The sequence below is a fragment of the Clostridium sp. genome (genome assembly GCF_050717535.1).
GTDB lineage: Bacteria > Bacillota > Clostridia > Clostridiales > Clostridiaceae > Clostridium_AD.
Genome location: NZ_JBOITM010000011.1, coordinates 26,476 through 38,474, shown reverse-complemented (window position 1 = coordinate 38,474; position 11,999 = coordinate 26,476). Strand labels below are relative to the sequence as shown.

The window sequence follows — 11,999 nt, the reverse complement described above, 5'->3', positions numbered from 1 at the left end:
GCCCTAAATAAATTTTTTATTGCTATTTTTCTGTTATTTTACAATATATTCAAGTTAAACAAGTTAAAATTGGAATAGCCCAATATCCTAACGGATAAAACACAAGTTTTTGTGGTCTAATCATATATTATAATTATTATACCATAATCAACAAAATTTAAATTCACTGGATTTTATACTTTACATTTCTTAGCTTTGTTGGAAATACGAAATTTAGACGATATATGACTTACCAAGTGACAAGAACTCCTGATGCCTAAAAAAGGGATCTTACAATTTATGTGGAAATCTACTATTAAATATTATTTAGAAAAGGATTGTGTTGGTGATGAAAAAATCTGTCTACTATCACAAATGAATTTTTGCAATTAGTTAACCAGAGCTGATAGAATATGCCGTTGGACTCTTCATTGGTTCTTTAAAAATTTATTCCTTGCTATAAGCTCAGAATAATTAAATCATATGGAAATGGTTACAGCAGCAATGTATAAGTTATTTATAATGCAAGGAAATAAGATAACCTACTGTAACAAAATAATTAAAACAGAATAATATAAAGGGTGAATATTATTTTGGAGGTACTTATGTACGACTATCGTTATAACGACTATGAAAATCTTGGACAAAATATGTCAATGATGAATACTCCTATGACTAATATACCTATGACAGATATGTCTATGACTAATATGCCTATGACAGATATGCCTATGACCAATATGCCTATGATGTATATGCCTATGATGTGTATGCCTATGATGTGTATGCCTATGTATGATGAAGATGAGGAATATGATGAAAATGATAAAGATTTAAAAAGCATGTATCCAAAAATTTATACCAAGATACATCCCATGGTAAAAAATCATTGTGATATGATGGAATCCATGCATGGCACAATGTACTGTCCTAGCAAGGAGGAAATGGATCATATTTGCAAAGAAATATGTGACAAATACGAAGATTACCATAAAGATAACGATGAACGAAATGACAACAATGATACGAGACAAATACTTGGATTAGGCAGAAGAGGTCCAATTGAGGACTTAGCTAGAATACTGTTTATCAGCAATTTGCTTGGAAGAAGAAGAAGACGTCGTCGACGAATGTTTCATCATGGATATTAGCAGAGAGTTTCTTCGTTCATTATGTGTCAGGGTCTAATTTTTTAGGGAATGTATAGTGAAAAGTAAAGATAAGAAATTAATGTGTTAAACTGGATTAAAAATAAGACCTGCATTAATACCCCCTTGCTTCTAATTTATAAGAAGCAAGGGAATTTCAAATTTTGTGAAATGTATGCGAGCATATTATAAGCAGCATTGTCACTAAATAAAATCACATCAACTATTCCCGTTTCTACAGCTCTAAAAGCCAATATCTGTATTGTGTGTCGATATCCCTAGCTTTTCCACTTATATTTTTTTCTATTTTAACTTATAGCTTATTAATTATGCTAGCATTATATGCTGCACCAAACCCATTATCTATGTTCACTACACTAACACCACTAGCACAGCTGTTTAACATTGATAATAAAGCTGAAATGCCTCCAAAATTTGCTCCATAACCAACACTTGTCGGAACTGCTATTATAGGTTTATCTACGAGTCCTCCTACAACACTAGCTAAGGCTCCTTCCATTCCTGCAATCACTATAACGACTTTTGCGCCTCTAATAACATCTAATTTTGAAAAAAGCCTGTGTATGCCAGCAACACCAACATCAATTACTTTGATAGCTTTGTTTCCTAATATTTTAGCAGTTTCAAATGCTTCTTCTACAACCGGCAAGTCAGAAGTACCCGCTGCAACAATCGCTATATAGCTCTCTGTAAGGGGTTCTCCCTTTCTGTTAATAGTTATAGTCCGTCCAAGTTTATTATATTCTGCATCAATGCATATCTCCTTTATTGCATTATACATTTCTCCACTCGCTCTAGTTCCTAATATATTATTATTTTTTGTTAGCATAAATCTAACAATATCTCTAACTTGATCTACTGTCTTTCCCTCGCAATATATTACTTCAGGGTAACCAACTCTAATTTCTCTATGATTGTCTATCATAGCAAACCCTAAATCTTTAAAAGGTAAATCTTCTAATTTTTCAAGAGCTTCTTCTACGTTTATTTTATTATCTTTAACACCTTCCAATAAAACTTTTATTTCTTCTTTATTCACTAGCTTATACCTCCTAGTATTCTTATTTGTTTTTCCCATGTGGATTTTTCATTATAGTTTCATTAAAACTACCTACTCTATATCCCTGCAAGTCTAATGTAATATACTTAAACCCACATTCTTTTATCTCTTTTGCAATAGTGTCTAAAAGCTCTTCATTAAATAGTTTACTTCTGTCATTTCTAGCTACTTCAATTCTTGCTAAATCTCCATGACATCTTACTCTAACAGCTCTAAAGCCTATGCTCATCATATATTTTTCTGCATTTTCAATCTTCTCAAAATCTTCTACTTTTAATTCATTTCCATAAGGTATTCTTGTCAAAAGGCAGGCATATGCAGGTTTATCCCAAGTATTAAGTCCTAATTCTTTAGAAAAAGCTCTTATTTCTGCTTTAGTTACTTTACATTCTAAAAGTGGACTTTTTATCTCTAATTCCTTTAATGCTTTAAGACCTGGTCTATAATCACTTATATCATCAAAGTTAGTTCCATCAATTACACAGTTATAACCTTCATCCTTAGCAACAGATAATATCATACTAAACACTGCCGTCTTGCAAAGATAACATCTGTTTTCTGGATTAAATTTAATTGAATCAATAATTGGAGCTTCTATAATCTCATGATTCACTCCTATTTCTTTAGCTAGCTGCTTTGCTTCTGCTATTTCCCACTTTGGAATATATGGAGACATAATTGTTACTGCTTTTAAGTTATCGCCTAAGGCCTCTTTCGCTGCTTTAAGTAAAAAAGTACTATCAACTCCACCTGAAAATGCTAAAACCACTTTTCCTAAACCTTTGATATATTTTATTAACTCATTATATTTTTCATTGTTTATCATTTCTCTTTCCGCCTCTCACCATAATACATAATCTTAACTTATATCTTGTTTATACACTGCCTTATATACCTTATCTATTGATATATTCTTTTCTTTTGCTATAGTTTTGCATTCTTCGTATTCTGGTTTATATTTCAATAAGTTCCCTTTATAATATGATTTCTTTATTGTAATATCTCCATACTGTGTTTTTACTTTTGAAAAGTCTCTATTAAGCATTATTTTTCCAACTATATATTTTCTAACACCTATCGAAGTCGTTTCTTCAAAAATAATATCTAAAGCATCTTTTTCAACTTTTTCATTAGTCAAAACACTTAGTTTTATCCCTGGTCTTCCCTTTTTCATATAAATAGGTGTTTTAAATACATCTAAGGCACCTGCTTCAAAAAGTTTTTCTTCTACATATTCATAAAGTTCTGGATTCATATCATCTATGTTAGTTTCGAGTATGTACTGCTCTTCTACTTTTTCAGAACTTTCCTTTTCACCTAAATATACTCTTAATACATTTGGAATTTCTAAATCTCTATGACCTATTCCATATGCTATCTTCTTAATTGAGAACTCAATATTTTGAGTAAATTCTTCAACATTTGTCGCGAGTATTGCAGCTCCCGTAGGAGTGGTGGTTTCAAATTGTACTATTCCGGCATTTATAGGAATATTCTTTAATATTTCTACCGTTGCAGGAGCTGGTACTGGCATAAGACCATGAGCACATTTAACAAATCCTCCTCCAACTTGAACTTTCGATGCAATAATTTTATCAACATTTAAATAATCTAAACAAATAGCTGCTCCCACCATATCCACAATTGAATCAATAGCTCCTACCTCATGAAAATGTACTTCATATAAAGTTTTTCCATGGACCTTTGCTTCCGCCATTGCAACCTTCATAAACATATCTAAACTAAGTTTTTTAACTTTATCACTTAAATCACTCGAATTTATTATTCCCTCTATATCCTTCAAGTTTCTATGATGGTGATTATGTACATGACTATGGCTATTTTCGTCATGATGCTGCGCTTCATCACCATTATGATGATTGTGTTCATGATTATGTTCATGTAAATCTTGCGGTGAAATATGTGCCTTATCCTCCAATCTATCTTTTAATATAACGTCAACCCTAGTTCCTATTATTCCAAGTTTCTCAGACCTCTTAATTTTTATTTCAAATTCAGAATTTAAGTTAATTTTTGAAAGTTCCTCCAGTAAGTATTCTTTAGGAACTCCTAAATCTATTAGTGCCGCTAAATTCATATCACCGCTTATTCCACAAAAACAATCGTAATATAAAATCTTCATGTTTATCACTCCTTCTAATCGTTTTAATTTTAGATACTATTTCATTCAATATTTAAAGTTATATAATGTTATATTTTCTTAAAAACTCTAAATCATTTATAACATTTTCATATTTATCATCCCTTATTATTTTATGATCTTCTGAAAATACAATAGCTCTATCAAATACACCTTCTATATATTCAAAATCATGTGTTGCACAAATTATTGTTTTGCCGCTTTTATTTAGATCAATTAATAGTTCTTTTATAAATTTTTTCCCTTTTGGATCTATTCCATTCATTGGTTCGTCCAAAGTTAACACTTCTGGATTCATAGCTAAAACACTAGCAATTGCAACTCTCTTCTTTTCCCCACCGCTTAAATTATACGGATGTTCTTCTTTTAATTTATCAATATTAAGAAGATTAAGGCAATCATTTACCCTTTTATTTATTTCTTCCTCTGGTAGTTCCATTTGCATAAGCCCAAATGCCAGTTCTTCAAAGACAGTAGAACAAAATAGCTGAGCATCAGAATTTTGAAATACAAATCCTAATTTTTTATGAAATGATTTTAAGTACCTAGTATCCTTTAATGCGTGTTCGTTTATTTCAGAATCATCAAATATATATGTGCCTTTGCTTGAAAAAACAATGGCATTTAACAATTTTAAAAGGGTTGACTTTCCACTTCCATTTGGACCTATAACGGCTATTGATTCCCCTGATTTTATATGGACATTTACATTATCAAGAGCTGTTTTATTCTTGTATGTAAATGAAATATTCTCTAATTTTATCATCAATGATTCTCCTTAATTTTTTAGTAAGACATATGAAAGAAAATAGTAAGATTAATCATTATCTTAAAAGTATATAAACAGACTAACCAACAGTATATTTATTGTCAAATATACATAGTCTATTTTCTTTAATCTTAAATTTACTTTTGTAGTATATTCTCCTACAAAGCCCCTGCATTCCATAGCATGGGACATCTCTTCACTCATTTTATAAGACTTTATGAATAAATTTCCCATGATTCCTGTGAGAGACTTATATTTATTAGAATTTATACCAATTGATCTAAGCTTTAATGCATATAACAGATTAATAGAATGTTCCCCTAGGAGAACAATATATTTTATGGTTATATCCATAATCCATATAAATATATCTGGTACAAATAGTAATTTTAATGATTTGCTAATTTCACTCCATTTAGTATTATGAGCTAATAAATTCATAAGTAATATAGTTATTATTAATTTTTGAAAAAGTAATAAACTATTATGTATATTTCCATAATACATAGATGGTACTAAAGCTATTAAAGTTATTAAAGGAAACATAAAACTTTTAAACAGTATCCTTTTCCTTGATTTCTTTTCCATAAGAAAAAGATTGCTTAACACATATATATCTATTATGAATAGATATATAAAACTTCTTGAAATAGATATACACAATATCATTACTATACTGCTTACAACCTTTAATGATGGATTTATTGAATAAGCTAATTTAGCTTGAGTTTTATTTTGCCTGATTATCGAAACTACCTTAATTAAAGAAAAAATACTCTTTTCAACGTATACGTTTTTTTCTTCCTTTGGAATATAATTGTCTTTTGTCGAAAGCCATTCTGGAACCATTTAATCTCCTTTTTTATTTCTATTTAAATTTTTATTTTTCTTCATATTTATTTTTCCTAAAACCTTAAAAATGATTAAAATTATTATTACTCCAGATATTGCTGATAAAATATATCCCAAATAACTACTTGAAAATCCAAAACTATAATCTGGGAACGGTGAATTAAATTTAACTCCTTGCTGCATTCCCTTAGGCACAAATCCTATAAAATGCTTGATTTCTTCTAAGCCCCATTCTCCCCATGCAGTTCCTTTTGCAAAAATACCTAAAGGAGTAGCTAAAATAAGAATTCCTATTATAATGTAAAAAAATCCTATTTTGTTTACTTTCTCTTTGTATATCACATCCGGTAATGCCTTTTTTATATAGCTATACGCACCAACAGTTATTATTCCTTCCAAAATGCCAACTACTAATAAATGGGGTATCATCATAGCTGGGATAGATACAGCTAGACCATAGGGACTATATAGTGGTAGTCCTGAAATATCCTTAAAAAGTAATGGTTGAACACCAAACTCAACTGCGGCAAATAAAGCTGCCACATTAACCGAGATATAAGCACTTAGAAAGGCTCCAATATATTCTCCTTTTGGACTTTTAAATAATTTTTTTATGAATTTAAATAAATAAAATGCTGTAAATGGCATTATAAAAGCCATATTAAAGCAATTTACTCCAATGGCTAAAATTCCTCCATCTCCAAAAAACAATGCTTGAATTACAAGAGCTGTTGTAACTGAAAAAACAGCTGCATAAGGTCCAAGCAAAATAGCAACAAGAGCACCGCCAATAGCATGTCCTGAAGTTCCCCCTGGAAGCGGTATGTTAAACATCATGATTAAAAATGAAAATGCCGCTGCTACTCCAAGAAGAGGCATTTTCTGTCTTGTTATTTCTTTCTTTACCTTTAAACTTGCCCTTCTCCATATAGGCAACATAACAACTCCGAAAGTAGCACAAGTTGAAGGACTTAAATAGTTATCAGGTATATGCATAAAGTTATTCCCCCTTACTCGAAATTCGTCTTTACTAATTTTCTGTATAATATATTAACTCTTCCCAAATAAATTATATCATAATTATGTCATATCAGTTAAGTCCATATCTTAGAATCATTTTATATTTATTCCAACTTTTTCACGGAATACCATTCATTATTTTTGCTTATATTAGATTTTTACAGACTAAATTATTGCTTTTTTGTTTTTACCTCTGTAGAACCTATTCTATCACTTAGAGTTAGGTTCAAGTCAAGCCTCGTTTAAATATATTTTATTCAGCCACAAAAAAACTACCAAAAATAAATATATTTCAGTAGTTTTTTCTAACTTATAACTTTCTATATTTGTGATACCTATTCAGATTTTCGGATAGTGAAATTATCCTGGAGCAAAGCCCAATTTTGAGGAAATGGATACCCTAGAACCCAATAACTTATTCCTTTTAAATTATAACTCTTGACTACATCAAATTTCGCCTTCGCACTACGTGCATCTTCAAACCATACTTCATGTAACCTTAGTTTTTCATCTGTATACCGATAGAAAGGTGACTGAGCCACTAAATCATACTGAATATTAGCACCATATTTTACAGCTCTTAATATTGCTTCCTGACAGCTGAATGTTTCAGCTTCCTGCCCCTCAATATGTGGTAGAAGCCAATCTCTTGCATATATTTGGAAACCAAAGTATATTTTCTGCTTAGGAATCACTGTTACAGCATAGTCAAGAACCCGTTTAATTTGATTTAGTGGTGATATGGCTTGTGGAGGACCCTTTCTCCATCCCCATTCATAAGTCATTAGTACAACAAAATCAACTATTCCACCATGTGCCTCGTAATCATGTGCTTCATACAGCAGTCCTTGTTGTGTTCTACTTACTTTTGGAGCTACAGCTGTAGATACAAAGAAGCCCTCTGAATGTAACCGGGTTACCGCACACTGAAGAAAACTATTATAAGCTTCACGGTCAGCTGGCATTACATTTTCAAAATCGATATTTATCCCCAAATACCCCTTTTGTTTCATTGTATTAATGATATCATTAATTAAACTATCTACAATGGTGGGACTATTTAATACAAGATGTGCAAGGTTTTCTCCTTTGGTAGTTGAAGTAAAGTTTGTAATAGACATTATAGGTATAACTCTTTCTGCTTTAGCCGTTTGTATTGCTGGAATGTCATCAATAGGTTGCAGACTTCCATCTTCTTTAATTAAATAAGCAAACGGACTAAGATATGTTAAATTTTCACCGTCTTTTTTAACAATCGGAACAGCCTCTTCTTTCAAGAAATATATATATGCATTTACGCTTATAGCAGGTCTTAGTTTGTATGGAATAACTACTATAGCCCCTGGGTAAACAAGGTTTATTTCTGTAATATTATTAACCTTTATTAGCCTTTGCAAATCAACTCCATATTTTCGGGCTATCATCCATAATGTTTCTCCTGGCTTAATACGGTGTCTGAGTGCAGGTATATATAGTACTAATCCCGGAAATATATTGTCTGGGCTTACAACCTGATTATTTTGCAAAATTATTTGAACAGTAGTTCCATATATTTGTGCTATTTTCCATAAGGATTCGCCTTGTTTAACGGTATGAAATACATCTTCGCTTGGGATGACCAAGGCCTGACCTATTACAAGCTGATTAGGATTTGGTAGCTCATTTACTTTTACTATTGCTGCCATTGAAACACCATAGTTATTTGCAATTTGCCATAGTGTTTCTCTTACCATTACTACATGAATCAACATTATATATCTCCTTTCATTATTACTACCAATATATGCAGGATTTATATAATGTTGCTATGAACTTATTTGCTTTTATTTCTTTCAAATTCTTACTGGCAACTCTATTTATTTAATACTTTTTCAATAAATACATTTACCAGCCTCGAATCAAATTGAATTTCTGCGTTTTTTAGTAATTCCGATATAGCAACTTCTACTGGTAATGCATTTCTGTAACTTCTCTCGCTTGTCATCGCATCATAAGCATCCACTATAGTTATTATTCTTGATATAAACGGTATTTCCTCCCCTTTTAATCCTTTTGGATATCCCGTGCCATCCCATCGTTCATGGTGATACAGTACATAACTCGCAATATCAGACATCTCATCTACTGTATTTAGTATTCTATAGCCTATTTCTGGATGACGCTTAATTTCATTCCATTCACTCTCTGTTAGTCTACCTGGCTTATTAAGTATATTTTCATCTATAGCTATTTTTCCTATATCATGAAGTAATCCAATGTTTTTTAGTTCTTGAATTTCATATTGAGAAAGTCTAAGCGCTTCTCCCATGCTTTTGCATAATGATGATACTCTATGAGAATGCTGCTCCTCCCTTTTGTTTGTTTCGTGAAGTGTTTTAATAATAGTATTGATTGTTTTTCCTCTCATACTCGGACTTTCAAAAAGCTTTCTCTTGTACATATGATCTTCTGCTTTTTTAAATATTTCTTCAGTTTTTTCTTCCATATTATTCTTAGTCTCATAACCAAAGGAGATAGAAATATTCATTGAACCTATCTTTTCTTTTGATGACAAATCATTGATACGCTTAATTATTTGTTCTACTCCGGTAGCATCAGTTTTAGGTAATATAATAACGAATTCATCACCACCAAGTCTTGCAACAATATCGTCACCTCGACATCCAAGCTTTAGTACTTCTGCTACTTTTTTAAGAAGTTCATCACCCACATCATGTCCAAAAGAGTCATTGATAAGTTTTAATCCGTTTACATCCCCCATAACAATAGTAAGTGGAAGGTTTCTTTCTGTATCAAGTCTTCTTAACTCCTCTTCGTAAAATCTACGATTATAAAGGCCTGTTAGCTGATCATGAAAGCTTAGTAATTCTATTTGCTTTTGATTTTTCCTTTCAACCGTAACATCTCTGAATACCAAAACTGCTCCCTTAACCTCCCCATAATTGTCTCTTATACGAGAAACATTATAGGAAATCATTTTTTTCTCGTATTCCTTTGTAATTAATATTTTATATTCAATTTGCTGAAGTGCTATAAAATTTTCCAATACTTTTTTTATAGGGTTGTCACTCTTTTCCTCTGTATCCTCATCTATAATATTGAATATGTCTTCAAACTTTACTGCTATTGCCTCTTTTTCTTCCCAACCTATTATTGTCTCTGCTGCCATATTTAACATTGTAATATTGCAATTTATATCTGTGACTATAACCCCTTCTCCAACAGATAATAGTGTTGTCTTTAACAATTCCTTCTCTTCGGCTAGTGCCTCTTCTGCAATATACTTCATAGTTATGTCCCTACTTATTGCAATAACTTCATTTTGTCTACATTTAACTATTCGAAGTTCATAGTATCTATTCCCCGTCGGTGTATCGATATCATATTCAAAGCTCTCCAAAGAATTGTTTTCAAGAGCCTTCTTGATTTTTTGAAAACCTATTTCCGCTATTTTAGGTGGAAGAACCTCCCAAAGAGTTTTTCCTATGAACTCATTCTTTGGCATTATTAGCACGGAATCCTCACCTGTAGGGCAATCTTTGAAAATACCTTTTTCATCTACAATAAATATAATGTCAGGAATAGCACTTACTATTGCGCCGCTACGCTCTTCACTCTTTTTCAGATTTTCTTCACTTTCTATTAGTTTTTCATATTGCCATCTAAGTTCTTCTTCTATAGCAGATAATTCATTAAATGACTGCTCTATTTCTTCATTTGATGCTAGTAACTCCTCTTGACTATCACTTAAGTCATCATTTGCTTGTGATAATTCTCTAGTTCGCATCGTAACCTTTGTTTTCATAGTTAAGTTCCATAATATTAAGAGAATTATTATTGATACAGCAAAAACTATTAACCAGATATAAGGCTTTAGGGTTTGATATATTGTTTTTTTTTCATAAACACCTAGCCACTTATCATATATTTTATCAAATTTTCCTGTAGCTTTAAGTATTTGTAACCCTCCATTAAGAGTAAATAACAAATCATCATTTCCCTTTTTTACAGCAAAGCAGTAATCATTAGGACCAACAAGCAATCCATTGCTTTGTAAGTTTAAATATTTATCTTTTTTTATAAAATAATGACCTGATATCTTTGAAGCTGCGGCATAATCATATTTTTTTATGGATACAAGTTTAAGCGCTTCCTCAACTGTAGGAACTTGAATAAAGTTAATATCAAAATTTTGTTTTTTTAGATGTTCCATTACTATATCACCTGCTTGAACCACTACAGTTAATCCTTTTAGCTTACTTATATCTTTTATATTTGTACCCTTTCTTGTAAATACATCTCCGCTAGTTACTGTATGCTTTGTTGTAAAAGACAAAACTTTCTCCCGATCCTTAGAATAGGATATTCCTGATATAGCATCTATTTCACCACTTTCCAGTTCTCTCCTAACATCACTCCAGCTTCCTAGTTTAATTTTAACATTAAGTCCCATAGCTTCCGCTGCAGCCTTTGCAAGTTCTACATTAAAACCAGCTGGATTACCATTTTCATCTATGAAGCTATAGGGTGGATAATTCTTATCATCACCAATTATTATTGTTCTATCCAATTTTTTTCCATCAAGGTATGTTTCTTTATATATAGAATCCTTTTGAGGATTTACAGTTTCTTGGTTACTGGCAAATGATGTTTTTGTGCAAGTATTACCTAATAAGAAACATAGTATTAGAGTAAATACTATAATAAAGTCTCTATATTTTATTCTACTCATACCTATTCCCCCTAATTTCATTTGTTTCATTTTACATTCTACATCGATTTGCAAAATTCCTTCTTTTTTTGCCTTTATCTATCCATTAAGTATGAGGAAATTCATAGTATACGGAAATTTAAAAAGGCTCTCTCCAGTGACTCATGGTTAAGTAGTTTTGCAATTACTGCATACTAGCTTTTAAAATATAAAAGCCCTTGCCTAGAATTTTTTAAGGCAAGGGTCATTAAAACTATAATATAAATTTTAAAATTTCA

At 31.3% G+C, this 11,999-nt stretch carries 9 protein-coding genes; 1 reads left to right on the top strand and 8 read right to left on the bottom strand.

The genetic code is table 11. The features are described from left to right. Positions 1-584: 584 nt before the first annotated feature. Positions 585-1,130 carry a hypothetical protein gene (locus ACREVU_RS02655; protein WP_431550077.1) on the top strand — a complete coding sequence of 182 codons (546 nt, stop codon included), beginning with the start codon at positions 585-587 and terminating at the stop codon, positions 1,128-1,130. A 310-nt stretch (positions 1,131-1,440) separates the two neighbouring features. Here ACREVU_RS02655 and larB read toward each other — a convergent pair whose 3' ends face one another. The 8 genes from larB to ACREVU_RS02615 form a co-directional block, all read right to left on the bottom strand. Beyond that, positions 1,441-2,187 carry a nickel pincer cofactor biosynthesis protein LarB gene (gene larB, locus ACREVU_RS02650; protein ID WP_431550076.1) on the bottom strand — a complete coding sequence of 249 codons (747 nt, stop codon included), beginning with the start codon at positions 2,185-2,187 and terminating at the stop codon, positions 1,441-1,443. Positions 2,188-2,209: 22 nt separating this feature from the next. Further along, on the bottom strand, positions 2,210-3,034 hold the full coding sequence (larE, locus tag ACREVU_RS02645; protein ID WP_431550075.1) for an ATP-dependent sacrificial sulfur transferase LarE: 825 nt from the start codon (positions 3,032-3,034) through the stop codon (positions 2,210-2,212). A gap of 33 nt (positions 3,035-3,067) precedes the next feature. After that, positions 3,068-4,351: a nickel pincer cofactor biosynthesis protein LarC gene (larC, locus tag ACREVU_RS02640; protein ID WP_431550074.1), complete on the bottom strand. Its 1,284-nt coding sequence runs from the start codon at positions 4,349-4,351 to the stop codon at positions 3,068-3,070. Positions 4,352-4,409: 58 nt separating this feature from the next. Then, positions 4,410-5,135 (bottom strand): energy-coupling factor ABC transporter ATP-binding protein, encoded by a 726-nt coding sequence (locus tag ACREVU_RS02635; RefSeq protein ID WP_431550073.1) that lies wholly within the window; start codon positions 5,133-5,135, stop codon positions 4,410-4,412. Positions 5,136-5,198: 63 nt separating this feature from the next. Beyond that, the gene (locus ACREVU_RS02630; protein ID WP_431550072.1) at positions 5,199-5,987 is read right to left on the bottom strand and encodes an energy-coupling factor transporter transmembrane component T; all 789 of its coding nucleotides are present in this window, start codon (positions 5,985-5,987) and stop codon (positions 5,199-5,201) included. Then, positions 5,988-6,986 (bottom strand): cobalt transporter CbiM, encoded by a 999-nt coding sequence (cbiM, locus tag ACREVU_RS02625; protein WP_431550071.1) that lies wholly within the window; start codon positions 6,984-6,986, stop codon positions 5,988-5,990. Between the two features lie 359 nt (positions 6,987-7,345). Continuing rightward, positions 7,346-8,761: a glycoside hydrolase family 18 protein gene (locus tag ACREVU_RS02620; protein WP_431550070.1), complete on the bottom strand. Its 1,416-nt coding sequence runs from the start codon at positions 8,759-8,761 to the stop codon at positions 7,346-7,348. A gap of 101 nt (positions 8,762-8,862) precedes the next feature. Then, positions 8,863-11,742 (bottom strand): diguanylate cyclase, encoded by a 2,880-nt coding sequence (locus ACREVU_RS02615; protein WP_431550069.1) that lies wholly within the window; start codon positions 11,740-11,742, stop codon positions 8,863-8,865. Positions 11,743-11,999 lie beyond the last annotated feature (257 nt).